This is a genomic window from Nocardiopsis sp. NPDC055879 (assembly GCF_053615935.1).
Window position 1 is genome coordinate 14,918 of record NZ_JBSHCT010000034.1, and the last position, 15,492, is coordinate 30,409.

At 68.8% G+C, this 15,492-nt stretch carries 16 protein-coding genes and 1 tRNA gene; 10 read left to right on the top strand and 7 right to left on the bottom strand.

Annotated elements, in window-relative coordinates; all coding sequences use genetic code 11:
• Nucleotides 1-295 precede the first annotated feature (295 nt).
• Nucleotides 296-820: a lytic polysaccharide monooxygenase auxiliary activity family 9 protein gene (locus ACWGKS_RS27390; protein ID WP_358511099.1), complete on the top strand. Its 525-nt coding sequence runs from the start codon at nucleotides 296-298 to the stop codon at nucleotides 818-820.
• Nucleotides 821-910: 90 nt separating this feature from the next.
• Here ACWGKS_RS27390 and ACWGKS_RS27395 read toward each other — a convergent pair.
• Together ACWGKS_RS27395 and ACWGKS_RS27400 are read right to left on the bottom strand one after the other, a co-directional pair.
• A tRNA-Pro gene (locus tag ACWGKS_RS27395) sits at nucleotides 911-984 on the bottom strand.
• Nucleotides 985-1,058: 74 nt separating this feature from the next.
• Entirely contained in the window at nucleotides 1,059-1,979 is a 921-nt protein-coding gene (locus ACWGKS_RS27400; RefSeq protein ID WP_358511096.1) for a metallophosphoesterase, read from the bottom strand.
• Nucleotides 1,980-2,077: 98 nt separating this feature from the next.
• Here ACWGKS_RS27400 and ACWGKS_RS27405 point away from each other — a divergent pair, with 98 nt between their 5' ends.
• Nucleotides 2,078-2,530 (top strand): GatB/YqeY domain-containing protein, encoded by a 453-nt coding sequence (locus tag ACWGKS_RS27405; protein WP_358511093.1) that lies wholly within the window; start codon nucleotides 2,078-2,080, stop codon nucleotides 2,528-2,530.
• A gap of 77 nt (nucleotides 2,531-2,607) precedes the next feature.
• Here the strand turns inward: ACWGKS_RS27405 and ACWGKS_RS27410 are convergent, their stop codons facing one another.
• Nucleotides 2,608-5,010: a penicillin-binding protein gene (locus ACWGKS_RS27410; protein ID WP_358511190.1), complete on the bottom strand. Its 2,403-nt coding sequence runs from the start codon at nucleotides 5,008-5,010 to the stop codon at nucleotides 2,608-2,610.
• A gap of 439 nt (nucleotides 5,011-5,449) precedes the next feature.
• Here ACWGKS_RS27410 and ACWGKS_RS27415 point away from each other — a divergent pair, with 439 nt between their 5' ends.
• On the top strand, nucleotides 5,450-5,761 hold the full coding sequence (locus ACWGKS_RS27415) for a WhiB family transcriptional regulator (RefSeq protein ID WP_358511090.1): 312 nt from the start codon (nucleotides 5,450-5,452) through the stop codon (nucleotides 5,759-5,761).
• A 5-nt stretch (nucleotides 5,762-5,766) separates the two neighbouring features.
• On the opposite strand, the gene ACWGKS_RS27420 is transcribed toward ACWGKS_RS27415, so the two are convergent.
• Together ACWGKS_RS27420 and ACWGKS_RS27425 are read right to left on the bottom strand one after the other, a co-directional pair.
• Nucleotides 5,767-6,948 carry an ArsA family ATPase gene (locus ACWGKS_RS27420; protein ID WP_358511187.1) on the bottom strand — a complete coding sequence of 394 codons (1,182 nt, stop codon included), beginning with the start codon at nucleotides 6,946-6,948 and terminating at the stop codon, nucleotides 5,767-5,769.
• Between the two features lie 32 nt (nucleotides 6,949-6,980).
• Nucleotides 6,981-8,018, bottom strand: coding sequence for an ArsA-related P-loop ATPase (locus ACWGKS_RS27425; protein WP_358511087.1), 1,038 nt, complete (start codon nucleotides 8,016-8,018; stop codon nucleotides 6,981-6,983).
• A gap of 147 nt (nucleotides 8,019-8,165) precedes the next feature.
• On the opposite strand from ACWGKS_RS27425, the gene ACWGKS_RS27430 reads away from it, so the two are divergent.
• The 4 genes from ACWGKS_RS27430 to ACWGKS_RS27445 all read left to right on the top strand — a co-directional run bounded on the left by ACWGKS_RS27430 (nucleotide 8,166) and on the right by ACWGKS_RS27445 (nucleotide 10,692).
• On the top strand, nucleotides 8,166-8,339 hold the full coding sequence (locus ACWGKS_RS27430; protein ID WP_157091022.1) for a DUF4177 domain-containing protein: 174 nt from the start codon (nucleotides 8,166-8,168) through the stop codon (nucleotides 8,337-8,339).
• Nucleotides 8,340-8,341: 2 nt separating this feature from the next.
• Nucleotides 8,342-8,803, top strand: coding sequence for a RidA family protein (locus ACWGKS_RS27435; RefSeq protein ID WP_358511084.1), 462 nt, complete (start codon nucleotides 8,342-8,344; stop codon nucleotides 8,801-8,803).
• Nucleotides 8,804-8,881: 78 nt separating this feature from the next.
• Nucleotides 8,882-9,721, top strand: coding sequence for an NUDIX hydrolase (locus tag ACWGKS_RS27440; protein WP_358511081.1), 840 nt, complete (start codon nucleotides 8,882-8,884; stop codon nucleotides 9,719-9,721).
• Nucleotides 9,722-9,885: 164 nt separating this feature from the next.
• Nucleotides 9,886-10,692: an MBL fold metallo-hydrolase gene (locus tag ACWGKS_RS27445; RefSeq protein ID WP_358511078.1), complete on the top strand. Its 807-nt coding sequence runs from the start codon at nucleotides 9,886-9,888 to the stop codon at nucleotides 10,690-10,692.
• 136 nt (nucleotides 10,693-10,828) lie between these two features.
• Here the strand turns inward: ACWGKS_RS27445 and ACWGKS_RS27450 are convergent, their stop codons facing one another.
• Entirely contained in the window at nucleotides 10,829-11,512 is a 684-nt protein-coding gene (locus ACWGKS_RS27450) for a Crp/Fnr family transcriptional regulator (RefSeq protein ID WP_014908639.1), read from the bottom strand.
• Between the two features lie 277 nt (nucleotides 11,513-11,789).
• Between ACWGKS_RS27450 and nth the strand changes: the two genes are divergently transcribed.
• The 3 genes from nth to ACWGKS_RS27465 all read left to right on the top strand — a co-directional run bounded on the left by nth (nucleotide 11,790) and on the right by ACWGKS_RS27465 (nucleotide 14,732).
• Nucleotides 11,790-12,533 carry an endonuclease III gene (nth, locus tag ACWGKS_RS27455; protein ID WP_190318453.1) on the top strand — a complete coding sequence of 248 codons (744 nt, stop codon included), beginning with the start codon at nucleotides 11,790-11,792 and terminating at the stop codon, nucleotides 12,531-12,533.
• Between the two features lie 341 nt (nucleotides 12,534-12,874).
• Nucleotides 12,875-13,528 (top strand): NUDIX hydrolase, encoded by a 654-nt coding sequence (locus tag ACWGKS_RS27460; RefSeq protein ID WP_358511075.1) that lies wholly within the window; start codon nucleotides 12,875-12,877, stop codon nucleotides 13,526-13,528.
• Between the two features lie 25 nt (nucleotides 13,529-13,553).
• Nucleotides 13,554-14,732, top strand: a complete 1,179-nt coding sequence (locus ACWGKS_RS27465; RefSeq protein WP_358511072.1) for a MarP family serine protease — start codon at nucleotides 13,554-13,556, stop codon at nucleotides 14,730-14,732.
• Between the two features lie 203 nt (nucleotides 14,733-14,935).
• Here ACWGKS_RS27465 and ACWGKS_RS27470 read toward each other — a convergent pair whose 3' ends face one another.
• On the bottom strand, nucleotides 14,936-15,490 hold the full coding sequence (locus tag ACWGKS_RS27470; RefSeq protein WP_358511069.1) for an ATP-binding protein: 555 nt from the start codon (nucleotides 15,488-15,490) through the stop codon (nucleotides 14,936-14,938).
• Nucleotides 15,491-15,492: the final 2 nt, after the last annotated feature.

Consider the following 15,492-nt stretch of genomic DNA (forward strand, 5'->3'; position numbering starts at 1 on the left):
GTCCGGAACCCACCAGTACCAGCGGTCGGAACTCGTTCACCCACCCCGCGCCCGTCACGCGGATTCGGAGCCGCCTGGGGCCAACAGGGGTCTTGACGGGCCGTGACGCTCTCTTTACCGTCTTCGACAACCGGGTGGAGGACTTTCCCGACCACCACGGGGCCGTTCTCGGCCGAGCCCGGAACCCACGGACTAACCGGCCGTGGGACCTCCGCCCGATCCCCTGGACCGGTGCCGGTCCGGGTCATCCCGCTACGACCCTCCGGGGTCGTGACCCCCAGGAAGGGCACGATTCATGACCGTGCGCAGCAAGATCCGATCGACCGCCGCCGTCGCCGCCGGAACCGCCCTGGTCTTCGGCCTCATGCCCGCGGGCACCGCCAGCGCCCACGGCTACATCTCCAACCCGCCCAGCCGGCAGGCCCAGTGCAACGCCGGGGTCGTCGAGTGCGGTCCCATCCAGTGGGAGCCGCAGAGCGTCGAGGGCCCCAAGGGCCTGATGGACTGTGCCGGAGGCAACGAGATCTACTCCGAGCTCCGCGACGACAACTATGGCTGGGACGTCACCCCCGTCGGCACCACCGCCACCTTCGACTGGATCATCACGGCCAACCACTCCACCGCCACGTGGGAGTACTTCATCGACGGCGAGCTGATCGCGAGCTTCGACGACGGTGGCGCCCAGCCGCCGGACTACTTCTCCCACGACGTCGACCTGTCCGGGTACAGCGGTGAGCAGACCGTCCTGGCCCGCTGGAACGTCGCCGACACCTCCAACGCGTTCTACAACTGCATCGACGTCAACGTCGGCGCTCTGTAACCTCCCGGACCCGTATCCGCCCCGCATACCCGGGGCGAGGAATCCCGGAAACGACGAAGGCCGGTCCCGTAGGACCGGCCTTCGTGCTCGTCGGGGTGGCGGGATTTGAACCCACGACCTCTTCGTCCCGAACGAAGCGCGCTGCCAAGCTGCGCTACACCCCGAAGCAACATCCCCAAGTCTAGCGGATTCGGGGAGTGCTCGCGACGCGGTTCACGCCACACTGTCCCGGTGCGGGTCAGGCCCCCGGGACCAGGTCCAGCAGGGACGCCTCGGGGCGGCAGCAGAACCGCACCGGAGCGTACGGGGAAGTGCCCATACCACCGGAGACGTGCAGCCACGCCTTCCCGTACTCGTTCAGCCCCCAGGCCCGCTTGCGGTCGATCCCGCAGTTGGTCACCAGGGTCCCGTAGAACGGCAGGCACAACTGGCCGCCGTGGGTGTGCCCGGCCAGCAGGAGCTGGTACCCGTCGGCCTCGAACCGGTCCAGGTTGGCGGGTTCGGGCGAGTGCAGCACCCCCAGACGCAGGTCGGCGCTCGGGTCGGCCCGGCCGGCGATGGCGTCGTACCGGTCCAGCTTGATGTGCGAGTCGTGTACGCCGCCCAGGGCCACGTCCAGCTCACCGACCTTCAACGAACCCTTGTGGTTGTTCAGGTCCAGCCAACCCGACGCCGACATCGAGGCGCCGAGCTCACGCCAGGGCAGGTCCGGCACTCGACGCTTTCTGTAGTCGTTCTTGCTGGTCCGCCACAGGTACCGCGCCGGGTTCTTCAGCTGTGGCGAGAACAGGTCGTTCGACCCGTACACGAACGCGCCGGGGCGGTCCAGGAGCGGCCCGAGCGCGTCGATGAACGGCCCGACGGCCTCCGGGTGCGCCAGGGAGTCGCCCGTGTTGATCACCAGGTCCGGCTCGTACCGTTCGAGCCCGCGGATCCAGTCGATCAGCATCTTCCGTCCGGGCGTCAGGTGCGCGTCGGACAGGTGCAGGATCCGCATCCGGGGGCTGCCGGCCGGCAACAGGGGAAGTTCGTACCTGCGCAGCCGGAACCAGTTGCGTTCGATGACCGAGGCGTACCCCAGTCCAGCCACACCGACCGCGCCCGTGATCGCGGCCGTACGCCCGATCCCGCGCAGAATTCGTCTACCGTCCACGCTCATCCGGCCCTCCTCTTTCGTTGATCGATCGTCTCAGATCCGGAACCGTCCCGTGCGCAAAGCGTTGGTCCGCGTGGGAGTCACGGCAATAGGATCAGGTCATGTCCGAACTCAAAGATCGCCTCAGGTCCGACCTCACCGCCTCGATGAAGGCGCGTGAGAAGGTGCGCACCGCGACCCTTCGCATGGTGCTAGCCGCCATCGCCACCGAGGAGGCGGCAGGTTCCACCCAACGTTCCCTGAGCGACGACGAGGTCACCAAGCTCCTGGTCCGCGAGGCCAAGAAGCGCCGCGAGGCCGCCGAGGCCTTCGACAAGGGCGGCCGCGTCGACGACGCCGCCAACGAGCGCGCCGAGAGCGAGATCCTTTCGGACTACCTGCCCAAGCCTCTCACCGACGAGGAGCTCTCCCAGCTGGTCGCCGCTGCGATCGCCGAGACCGGAGCCTCCGGGATGCAGGAGATGGGCAAGGTCATGAAGGTGGTCAACCCGCAGGTCGCGGGCCGTGCGGACGGAGCCCGCGTGGCCGCGGAGGTCAAGAGCCGGCTGGCCTGACCAACGGGTTCGAAGAACGAAAGGGGGTGGGGTGATCAGATCACCCCACCCCCTTTTCCCGTGTGTTCGGACCCGGGTCAGTCCTGTTCGCTCCGGCCGTTGTTCACCGGGCCGGCCGGTAGGACCGGGTGCCAGTCGGTGTCCCCGGAAGGACCTCCGGCGCTCTCCCGGCCGGTGCCGTCACTGAGGAAGACGTTGACCGTGGCCCCCTCCGGCAGGCGGCTGCCGGGGTCCGGGTTCACCGCGGCCACCGAACCCTCCGACTCGGAGGAACGCAGCACGGTCCCCGACACGTTCACGGAGTAGCCGGCCTCCTCCAGCGCGGACACCGCCGCGGACTCCGGCATGCCGACCACGTCGGGCACGCCGCCGTCGTCGCTGGCCGGACTGGCCTCTTCGTCGGCGTCATCGTCATCGTCGTTGGACGAACGCGGCTCGGAGGTGGAGCCGAATCGGCCGGGCGCCGACGCCAGCTGTTCGACCTCCAGACCCTCGTGGGCGCCGCGCATGGTCTCCTGCCAGATGGGCCCGGGGATCGTGGCCCCGTACACCGTCCCGAAGTGCCGGTCGCCGATGGTGACGTTGCGCAGCGGGTACTGCTGCGGGCCGCGCGGGTCGCCGACGAACACGGTGCTCGCCATCTGCGGGGTGAACCCGGCGAACCAGGCCGCCGCCGAACCGTCGGTGGTGCCGGTCTTGCCCGCGGCGGGTCGACCGATGCCGAGGCTGGCCGCGGTACCGCCGTTGAAGGGCTGCGTCAGCAGGTAGCTGGTGCCGTCCGCGACGTCCTCTTCGATGGCCTGCTCGCACTCGGGCTCGATGTCGATCGTGGTGCCGGACTGGTTGTCCTCGATCTTGGTGATGGCCTGCGGCTCGCAGTACTGGCCACCGGCGGCGAAGGTGGCGTAGGCGTTGGCCACCCGCAGCGGGGAGACCTCTTCGCTGCCCAGGGTGAAGCTGCTGTTGGCGAGCGAGTTGGCGTTCTCCGTGAACAGGGTGCCGTCGGCGCGTTGCAGCCCCAGTTTCTCGGCCATCTCCATGGTGTTGCACAGCCCGGCCCGCGCCTGCAGCTGCGCGAAGAAGGTGTTGGACGAGGCCTTGGTGCCGGAGATCATGTTGTGGTTGCCGGCGTTGCTGTCACCCGCGTTGCTCAACGACCAGCTCTCCAGGCGTCCGCCGTTGCAGGCGGTCTGCCCGCTCACCGTGGTGGAACTCGGTGAGTTGAACGAGGTGCTGAACGGCAGGCCCTGTTCGAGGGCCGCGGCCAGGGTGAACGCCTTGAAGGTCGAACCGGCCTGGAAGCCGCTGCTGCCGCCTCGGTCGGAGTCGGTGGCGAAGTTGATGGACGTCTCGCCGAGTTGGCTCTCGTCCGGTCCGTAGTTGCGGCTCTGCATCATGCCGAGGATGTGGCCGGTCCCGGGCTCGACCACGGCCTGCGCCGCCACCTTGCGGGACTCGTTCTCACGAGGCACCCACTTGTCCACGGCGGCCTGGCCGGCCTCTTGGGTCTGCGGGTCCAGGGTCGTGTGGATCTCCAGGCCCGCGGTGCGCAGCCAGCGGGCGCGCTCGGTCTCGTTGGGGCCGAACCGCTCGTCCTGCTCGATCTCCTGCACCACGTAGTCGCAGAAGAAGGGCTGGTCACTGGGCACGCACCCGTTGGGCGGGGTGTCCAGTTCCAGTTCGAGCTTCTCCTCCTTGGCCTCGTCGGCCTCCGCCTCGGTGATGGAACCCGTGGCGACCATGCGGTCGAGGACGACGTTGCGTCTCTCCTCGGTCTGTTCGGGGAAGAAGCGGGGGTTGTACAGGTAGGGGTAGCGGACCAGACCGGCGATGGTCGCGGCCTGGTGCAGTTCGAGATCGGCCGCGGACACCTGGAAGAAGTGCTGGGCGGCGGACTCGACACCGTAGGCGCCGTCGCTGAAGTAGGCGATGTTGAGGTAGCCCTCAAGGATCTCGTCCTTGGTCATCCGCTGTTCCAGGGCGACCGCGTAGCGCAGCTCCCGGATCTTGCGGGCGATCGTCTCCTCGCGGGCGTGGTCCAGTTCCTCCTGGGAGGTGGCCGCCTCGATCTGCACGTTCTTGACGTACTGTTGTGTGATCGAGGAAGCACCCTCGGTGTTGCCGCCCATCGTGCGGATGGCCGCGCGCAAGGTGCCGGACACGTCCAGGCCACCGTGCTCGTAGAAGCGGGAGTCCTCGATCGCCATGATCGCGTCGGTCATGTTCGGGGAGATGTCCTCGATGTCGACCAGTTCACGATTCTGGTCGAAGATCTCCGCTATGACGCCGCCATCGGCGTCATAGATCGTCGAGCGTTGTGGAGGCGGAGGGGTCTCCAGTTGGCTGGGCATGTCGAGAAAGCCGCTGGCGACGTTCCTGGCAGTGATCCCCATGCCCCCGACCGCCGGCAGAGCCAAGGCGGCGACGAGTAGACCGGCGATCACGCCGACGACCATCAGTTGGCTGATTCTTTGAAGCAATGTCCCCTGACCCACCCCATCAGACTAAGTGACCGCGAACGCGATAAAGCGGTGCAACCGGTGTCGAACGCCGCTTGTTCATGCGGAATCGACCTTGCCGTCGCACGAGCCGTGCCCCACGACCATCTTTTCACGGTTATCGCTGAACGATCCCGGTTCGGTTCGGCCGACGAGCCCCTCCGCCGTGGTTCCGGGAGAGTGGTCGACCGGTCACGCAATGGCCCGCTCGGGCCATATCCATGAGATGGAATGTGGGTCGACCGGGTTCTGTTGGCGCGGCGGTCCGAACCGTACTTTCGAGATGTGGGGGTGTGGTGCCATCGAGGATGCCACCCACCCCGTCCGGTGACGGGAGGCCACCGTGCTCCCCTCCACTCAACCAGAGCACATCGACCACCCGTGACCACGAGACCCATCACACGTCTGGGAAGTGGGCCACATGTGGACCGATCAATGGACGACGCGGGCTCTGTGCCGACGAATCGATCCTGACACGTTGTTCGTGCCGGGAGCGGCGCAGAACCAGGTGAAGGCCATCTGCCAGGGCTGTCCCGTGCGCACCGAGTGCTTGGCGGATGCCCTCGACAACCGGATCGAGTTCGGGGTCTGGGGCGGAATGACCGAACGAGAACGCCGTTCCCTACTTCGAAAACATCCCGGTGTCGGTGACTGGGGGCCGTTGCTGGAGGGCGCCCGCCGTGAGGGCGCCGGCGACCTGGCCCACTACGCGAGGACACGACAGAGCGCCTGAGGCCCCTAACGTTCGTCCCCCGCCAGAGCCGATCCGATCTCCCTCAGCCCCGCCAGGTCGTGCACGTCCTCCGGGCGGGCGGCCACCTCCGTCACCCGGATGCCGGGATGCGTGGACGTCATCCGTTCGCACAGCCATAGTTCCCGCTCGCGCTTGCGTACACGTTCGGCGTGCAACCGCAACGCCGCCACGGCCAACGGATTCGTGTCCGCCAGGATGTCGGCCGCCGTCGAGGCCCGTTCCGCGCTCAGGTCGGCTCCAGGGCCCGTGGGAAGTGGGTGGGTGCGATTCACGACCAACCCCGCCAAGGGCATCGCGTCCTCGGCGAGTCGCTTCACGAAGAAGGAGGCCTCGCGCATGGAGTCGGAGTCGGGCACGGCGACCACCACGAAAGCGGTCCCCGGGGTGCGCAGCAGCCGGTAGGTGCGTTCGGCGCGCTCCTGGAACCCGCCGAACACCGTGTCGAAGGCGGCGACGAAGGATCTCAGGTCGTTCAGGAACTGGGCGCCCACGATCTTGCCCACCACCGAGCCCACCATGTTCATCCCCGCGCCCAACAACCGGAAGGCGCCCGAACCGGCCGGACTGAGGAAGCGGATGAGCCTGCCGTCCAGGAATCGACCGAGACGCTTGGGCGCGTCCAGAAAGTCCAGGGCCGAGCGGCTCGGCGGGGTGTCCACGACGATCAGGTCCCACTCGCCGGACTGGCGCAGTTGGCCCAGCTTCTCCATCGCCATGTACTCCTGCGTGCCGGAGAAGCTCGTGGAGAGGGTCTGGTAGAAGGGGTTGGCCAGGATCTGGCGGGCCCGTTCCGGGTCGGCGTGCTCTCGCACGACCTCGTCGAAGGTCCGCTTCATGTCGAGCATCATCGCGTGCAGGCTGCCCTGCCCTACCTGCTCGCCCTGCCCGTTCCCGGAGACCTGCGCGGCCCGGCCGTCCCGGGAACCGCGGCCGGCCGTGACGGGCCTCGGCAACGGAACCGGACGTGGGGTGTTGTCCAGCTCCTCCAACCCCATGGACTGGGCCAGGCGCCGGGCCGGGTCCACGGTGATCACCACCGTGCGCCGACCCCGTTCGGCCGCGCGCAGAGCCAGCGCCGCGGCCGTGGTGGTCTTGCCGACGCCACCGGCACCGCAACACACCACGATCTTCGTTCCGGGATCGTCGAGCAGCGCGTCCACGTCCATCCGCTTCGGGTCGGGACTCCGCGTTCCACCGGTCACCTGCGCACCCCCTGCTCACTCAGCCGCCGGGCCAGCCCGACCAGCGCCGCCCGGTCCATGCCGCCCTCCAACCGGGGCAGTTCCACCAAGGGGCGCCCGACGTCCTCCAGCTCGCCCCGTACCCGCAGTTCCAGCAGGTGCCGAAGCGCGTAGGACCGAACCTCCCCGGCGAGGTCGGCGGCCAGACCCGTCGGGTCGGCCAACCCCGCGACCTCCATCCCGTCGGTGAGCGTCGCCTCGTCCGGCCCTTCGACGGCTGCGGCGGCCAGTTCGACCTCTCCCAGCAACCTCGGGCCGACCATGTTCACCAGGACGGCGCCCGGCCGCAGCCCCAGCGCCTCGATCTCGGCGATCCCGTCCCGGGTCTCCTGGGCGGGCATCTCCTCCAACAGGGTCACGAAGTGCACCCTGGTCCGCTCCGAACGGATCACCGACATGGCGCGTTCGGCGTGTTTGTGGATCGGTCCCACCCTGGCGAGCCCCGCCACCTCGGAGTTCACGTTCAGGAACCGGCCGATGCGCCCCGTGGGCGGTGCGTCCATGACCACCGCGTCGTACCGGTGCGGGCCGCCGGAGGAACGACGTCCGCCCTCACGGCGCCGGACCGCCTCGGTGGCCTTCCCGGTCAGCAACACGTCCCGCAGCCCGGGGGCGATCGTGGTCGCGAAGTCCACCGCGCCCAGTTTCGTGAGGGCCTGACCCGCCCGGCGCATCCCGTAGAACATCTCCAGGTACTCCAGCAGCGCCGCCTCCGCGTCCGCCGCCAACACCGAGACCGAACCACCGCCGGGCGCGGACAGCATCACGTGTTCCTCGTAGGGGAGGGGCGCGCTCCCGAGCAGGGAGGCCACCCCCTGCCGGCCCTCCACCTCCACCAGCAGCACCCGACCACCGCCGGTCGCCAGGGCCAACGCCAACGCGGTCGCCGCCGTCGTCTTACCGGTGCCGCCCTTACCCGTCACGATGTGCAACCGGGCGCCGGCGAACGCTTCCCCTGGGCCACCGCCACGCGGTCCGTGTTCACGTTCGTTCACCCCACGGAGTCTATGCGGGCCCCCTCTTCGGGGATGGGCGGCGGGTGGGCGGTTCACCTGGTCCGCCCGACGGGCCGGGGTGAGTAAGGTGGCGGCGTTGAGGTGCGGCCCTTCGGGCCGCCGGTCACCGAGAGGGGTAGAGACCAGATGACCAAGTGGGAGTACCAGAGCGTCGCGCTGCTGTCGCACGCCACCAAGCAGATCCTCGACGGTTGGGGCGATGACGGATGGGAGCTCGTCAGCGTCGTTCCCGCGCCGCTGCCCGAGGGCGCCGACCCGCGCAATCAGCAGTACGTCGCTTACATGAAGCGGGCGAAGTAGCGATGGCCACCCCCGAAGAGCGGATCGCCGAGCTGGGGCTCACCTTGCCCGAGGTGGTGCCTCCGGTCGCCTCGTACACGCCCACCGTCCGCAGCGGTGACCACGTGTACGTCTCCGGTCAGCTCCCCTTCGTGGACGGGAAGTTGCCCGCCACCGGCAAGGTCGGCGCCGAGGTCGACGCTCGGACCGCGCAGGACCTGGCCGCCGTGTGCGTGCTCAACGGCATCGCCGCGGTGCGCGCGGAGATCGGCGACCTGTCCAAGGTCGTGCGGGTCGTGAAGGTCGGCGGTTTCGTCGCCAGCGCACCCGACTTCACCGGTCACCCCGGTGTGATCAACGGGGCCAGCGATCTGCTCGGCCAGGTCTTCGGCGAAGCCGGTGTGCACGCTCGCGCGGCCGTCGGAGTGGCGGCCCTGCCGTTGGACTCCCCGGTCGAGGTTGACATGATCGTCGAGGTCCGCTGACCGACCCGAGGACGTCTCGACGGCTCCCGGTGGGTGCGCGGGCACGGTGTGGCTTTTGCGAACGACAGGAGTGCTCCGATGACCGAGAACGAGGATGTGGTCAGGCCTCGTCCCGCCGCCACCGTGATGCTGCTGCGTCCGGTGACGGATGCCGCGGGCGCCTCGGGAGAGCGGCCCATGGAGGTCCTGCTGATGCGCAGGGTTCCCTCCATGGGCTTCGCCCCGGGCGCCTATGTGTTCCCGGGAGGAAGGGTCGACGAGCGCGACGCCGACGGTGACCTGCCGTGGACGGGCCCGGCCCCCGAGGAATGGTCGAAGATCCTCGGCGTCGACGTGCCCATGGCCCGGGCCCTCGTCTGCGCCGCGGTCCGCGAGACCTTCGAGGAGACCGGCGTGCTGTTGGCCAGTGAACCGGAGCGCGCGAGCGACACGGCCATCACCCTGGACACCGACACCGAGGACTGGGAACGGGACCGGCTCGGCCTCATCGACCGCTCACGTTCGTTCACCGAGGTGCTGTCCCGGCGCGGCCTGGTGCTGCGCTCGGAGTGGCTGCGCGCCTGGTCGAGGTGGATCACGCCCGCGCGGGAACCGCGCCGTTACGACACCTGGTTCTTCACCGCCGAACTGCCCCCGGGCCAGCGGCCCCGTGACGTGGGCGGAGAGGCAGACCACACCCAGTGGGTCGACCCCGCGGTGGTGGCCCCGGAATGGGACGCGGGTCGTATGCCGATGCTGCCGCCCACCGTCATCGCTTGCGCGGAGCTGGCGGACCGTCGGACCCTTGAGGGTGTACGAGACGCCCAACGGGATATCGTTCCCCTCGAACCGGAGGTGCGGGAGATGGACGGACATCTCCGTGTGGTCGCTCCGGACGGCACGGACTTCCCGTTGCCGAAACCGAACACGAGGACCTGAGAGCACGGCGCCCCGAGACCGACACCGTGGGGACCTCCGGCGGTGTGACGGACACGGTGGAGCCGTTCGACGGTAGGGGGCGCCCGGTCGCGGATAGGTATCCCACCATGGTCCCTTGGTCGTCCTTCAGACCGGTCCGGTTCCTGCGAGCGAAGCGAGGTGCGATGAGGATCGATGGTTCCGGGACGCTGCGCGCCGGTTGCGTGCTGTGCCCCAACCCTGGCCCGATGACCCTGGAGGGGACCAACACCTGGATCCTGCGTGAACCGGGAGCACGGGGGGTCGTGGTCGTCGACCCCGGCCCGCACGACGAGCGGCACCTGGAACGGGTGGCGCGGACGGTGCAGGAACAGGGCGCCCAGGTGCAGATGACCCTGCTGACCCACCGGCACTTCGACCACACCGAGGGATCGCGGTACTTCGCCGAGCTGACCGGTGCTCCCGTGCACGCGGTCGACCCGAAGACGCGCTTGGGCGGGTCCGGGTTGGAGGACGGTCAGGTGATCAGCGCCGACGGTCTGGAACTCCGGGTCATCGCCACCCCCGGGCACACCGACGACTCGGTCTGCTTCCTGCTGGAGTCGGACAGCGCGATCCTCACCGGCGACACGATCCTGGGGCACGGGACCACCGTGATCGACGGGGACGATGGCCTGGCCCCCTACATGGAATCGATGTACCGCCTGCGCGACCTGGTCAGGGAATACCAGGTTCGGACGCTGTTGCCGGGGCACGGGCCGATCCTGACCTCCCCACTGTCGGTCATCGACTCCTACATCGATCACCGCGAGTCGCGCCTGGAACAGATCCGTGGCGCGGTGCGGGCCGGGTCCACCAAGGTGGAGGAGATCATCGACAGGGTCTACCCGGACGTCGTGGAGAGCATCCGTCCGGCCGCGGCCTCCTCGGTGCGGGCGCAACTGCGCTACCTGGCGGTCAAGGGCGAACTCCCCGAGGAAGTCGAGAACTGACCCGGGCCCGTGTCCCGGACACCCGCACGCCATGGTGTGCCGCGATCACCGTCCCCCCGAACACCGATACCCCCGAAAAGCGCTGCGGCCGTCACCCCGAAGGGCGACGGCCGCACAGCGTCATCGGGAACACGCCCTAACGGGCACGGCGGCGCATCCGCTCGACGTCGAGCAGCACCACGGCCTTGGCCTCGATCCGCAGCCAGCCGCGCAGGGCGAACTCGGCGAGTGCCTTGTTGACCGTCTCACGGGAGGCGCCGACCAGCTGGGCGAGCTCCTCCTGGGTGAGGTCGTGGTGGACGTGCAGGCCGTCGTCGCCCTCCTTGCCGAACTTGTCGGCGAGTTCGAGCAGGGCCTTGGCCACGCGGCCGGGCACGTCGGTGAAGACCAGGTCGGCCATCACGTCGTTGGTGCGGCGCAGCCGGGCGGCCAGCGACTTCAGCAGCTGCAGACCCACCTGCGGGCGGCTGGACAGGAACGGCCGCAGGTCGTCGTGGCCGAGCCCGGCGAGCACGGAGTCGGTGACGGCCACGGCGCTCGCGGTGCGCGGGCGCGGGTCGAACAGTGAGAGCTCACCGAACATCTCGCTGGGACCGAGCACGCCCAGCAGGTTCTCGCGGCCGTCGACGGCCGTGCGGGTCAGCTTCACCTTCCCGCTGAGGATGACGTACAGGCGGTCGCCCTCGTCACCCTCGTTGAACAGGGTCTGGCCGCGGCCGAGACGCACCTCGTTCACCGAGGAGCGGAGCGCGGCCGTGTCCTCCTCGTCCAACGCCTCGAACAGAGGAGCCTTCCGGAGCACCTCGTTGATCTCGTCCACACGTCCTCCTAAAACCTGACCGTCAACAGTGTGACGTATATCGCAACCCGGTGGGAAACCAGGTCGTTACCTCGGCTTGTCCGCCGGGAGACAACGCGCCCACAACAGCCGACGTCAGCCCGTACGATCCTAGTCGCCATCCGCCTGTCTCAAGGCGATCCGCGCCGCATGACCGGGACATTGGTCACAAATTCCCGATCACCGGCCGAAACGCCGACGCGTCGTCTGTGCCGGCGCTCGGGGCCTACCCTCGCGGAAGGACGCCTACCCTGTGACGATGCCTCGTGACACCCCTGACGCACTCGCGGAGGAGCCCACACCCACCGGTGAGAGCCGGTTGGCGCTGGTCCGACGCGCACGGAAGATGTACCGGGAGCTCTCCGAGCTCTATCCGGACGCCCACGCCGAACTGAACTTCACCACTCCTCTGGAGCTTCTGGTCGCGACGATCCTGTCGGCGCAGTGCACCGACAAGAGGGTCAACCAGGTCACTCCGGCGCTCTTCGCGCGCTATCCCGACGCCGAGGCCTACGCTTCGGCCGGGCGTGAGGAGCTGGAGGAGATGATCCGTTCCACGGGGTTCTTCCGGGCCAAGGCCAACAGCCTGATCGGTTTGGGTCAGGCCTTGTGCGAACGGCACGGCGGTGAGGTTCCGGGAAACCTCACAGACCTGGTCAAACTACCCGGTGTGGGACGAAAAACCGCAAACGTACTGCTCGGTAACGCCTTCGATGTGCCGGGTATCACGGTCGACACCCATTTCGGACGACTCGTCCGACGATTCGGGTGGACCGAGGAGGAGGACCCGGTCAAGGTCGAGCACGCGATCGGTGAGCTCTTCCCGCGCAAGGACTGGACGATGCTGTCCCACCGAGTGGTCTGGCACGGCCGACGGGTCTGCCACGCGCGCCGCCCGGCCTGCGGAGCCTGCGTGGTGGCGCACTGGTGCCCGTCCTTCGGTGAGGGGCCCACGGATCCGCCGACCGCCGAGAAGCTGTTGCGCATGCGTTCGTTCGCCTGAGCCGGTTCCGAGAACGGTTCCGACAACGGTCCCGGGACCGACCGGAGACCGATCCATCGCGCGGGTGAGGGTCGGTACCCGGGAAGCACTCGACGGCAGTTTGTACCCTGATCACGTGAGTGCGCACACATCGGCCCCCGAGACGGGCCTCGGCCGGGTCCGACCACGTGCTCCGGCGGACCCCGACACCGTGGTGGAACACGAAAGCTCCCACCATCAGATGACCGGTTGGGAACCACCCGGATGAACCGCCCGGACGCTCTCGCTCGACACGTGTCCCGCGAGACGTCCGCACCCTGGACCAAAGACGACGGTGCGATGACCCCGGAACAGGTTCCTCCATGAACTCGACCCCGCTCTGGCTGTCCGACCTCGCGGACGCCGCCCGGACCATGACGGTGCCCGAACCCATGCGCCCACCGGCGCGAGGCGGCCGGGAATCGGCGGTCCTCATCCTGTTCGGTGAGACCGACCGCGGACCCGACCTGCTGCTCATCCAACGCAAGGCCGGACTCCGCCGGCACGCCGGCCAACCGGCCTTCCCCGGTGGCCGGATCGAACTCACCGATCCCTCACCCGAGGCCGCCGCCCTGCGCGAGGCCGAGGAGGAGACCGGGGCGATCCCGGCCGGGATCGACGTGGTGGGCCGACTACCCGAGCTCTACCTGAGCTTCAGCGACTTCCGTGTCGCCCCCGTGCTCGGCTGGTGGCGCGAGCCCTCCGAGGTACGAGCGGCGGACATCGACGAGGTCGCCGCGGTCTCCCGCGTCCCCATCGCCGACCTGGCCGATCCGGCCAACCGGGTCAAGGTGCGCTACGGCGACGGGTCTATGTGGGGCCCGGGTTTCCGGGTCGACGGCATGCTCGTGTGGGGTTTCACCGGAAAGATCATCGACGAGCTTCTCGTGCTCGGTGGATGGGAACTTCCGTGGCGCGTCCGGGGTCTCACAGACGAGTTCGAAGCCACCCCGCAGGGTCTGCGTCCGGTCGGTTAACCGCTCACCTTTTTGGAGGACAACCGTGCTCGACGCGGTTCTGGTCGTCCTGTTGCTGCTGTTCGCGGTGACCGGCTACCGACAGGGATTCATCGTCGGGGTGTTCAGCTTCGTCGGTTTCATCGGCGGAGGCGTGATCGCCGCCCTGACCGCACCCGGGCCGATCCAGAACTGGATCGAGGATCCGGGGCGGCAGGCGTTGCTGGCGATCGCGGTGGTGTTCCTGGCCGCCGCGCTCGGACAGTTCCTCGCCTCCTACCTGGGCACCCTGGTGCGCAACAAGGTCACCTGGGATTCGGCGCGCGTCGTGGACGCCCTGGGCGGGGCGCTCATCAGTGGTCTGTCCGTACTGCTCGTCGCCTGGTTCATCGGCAGCACGGTCGCCAACTCGGCGCTTCCACACGTCTCACAGCAGGTCAGGGACTCGCGGATCCTCCACTCGGTGGACACGCTCATGCCCGACGCCGCCCACCAGGGCTTCTCCACCTTCCGTCGGGTGGTGGACCAGAGCGCGTTCCCGCAGGTCTTCAGTGGTCTGGGCACGGGGGAACTCGCGGAGGTGGAGCCGCCGGACCCGGATGTCCTCACCACACCCGAGCTCATCGAGTCGAGCCGCAGCGTGGTCAAGGTCCTGGGCACCGCCCCCTCGTGCCAGCGACGCGTGGAGGGGACCGGGTTCGCCTACGGGGAGGACCGCATCATGACCAACGCGCACGTGGTCGCCGGTGTCACCGACGACATGCGCGTGGTCACCAGGGACGGCCACCAGTTGCCCGCGACCCTGGTGCTGTTCGACGCCCAGCAGGACCTGGCGGTGCTGCACGTTCCCGGCCTGGACCTGAACCCGCTGGACTTCGACCACGAGGCGGACCAGGGCGACGACGCGGTCGTCGCGGGCTTCCCGCGCAACAGTGGCTTCACCGCGGTGCCCGCGCGTATCCGGGCCGAGCAGACCGCGCAGGGATCGGACTTCTACCACTCCCAGCAGGTGAGCCGGGAGATCTACCAGGTTCGCGCGGTGGTGCGTCCCGGTAACTCCGGTGGCCCGTTGCTCGCCCCGGACGGGTCGGTCTACGGGGTCGTGTTCGCGGCCGCCACCAACGAGGAGGAGACCGGATACGTGCTGACCGCCGACGAGGTCGCGGAGAACGCCCAGGAAGGGTTGTCCGCCACTTCCGAGGTCTCGTCCCAGACCTGCGACTGAGCAGGCCTCAGCGCGCGGTACAAAGCCGCCCCGGGCCGGTCCCGGGGCGACGGTGGGCGGGAGACCACGAGGGCGGCCGGGAGGCGGCCGGACGAGTGCGAACACGAAGGGGGCGCCTTCCCGACCGGGAAGGCGCCCCCTTCGTCGTCATCGTCTCGACGGTCCGGTCGATCCGGCCTTGGAGACCGGATCGCCGAACAGCGTCAGTTCGAGCTCGGATCCTGGGCTTGGTCGGTGCCCAGAGGCCAGCTCATGCGCACCACCGTTCCCAGTTCCTGTGGCTCGATGCTCACCTCGTCCGCGAGACCGGTGATCACCGCAAGGCCGAGGCCGGGGGAGAACCCGGAGATGCCCCCCGGAGGGGTGTCATCGCCATCGAGGAAAAGGCCATCGAGTAGGGGTTCGACATGATTGAAGGTCTCGTCCGAGTCCTTGGAGGGGGCTCGATCGGAGACCACGACCTCGAATCGTCGTGTGGCGCTCCCGTTGGCGCGTGCTGCTCGGCTCGTGGTGTCGGTGCGGGGCTCCGACACCGGATCAGCTCCGCTCCCGTCGATCAGCTGGAGCAGGATCGGTTGCGTCGGGCAGTGCAGCTTGTGAGCCGCCACCGCCCGGGAGCAGGCCTCACCGACCGCCAGCCTGATCTCATCGATCGCGGAGGCGGCGATTCCCGCTCGCCGTGCGACGGTCGCGGCCATGAGCCGAGCCGTACGCACGTGAGCGGGGAGCGCGCTGATCGTGAGCGTGATGGTTGCCATCG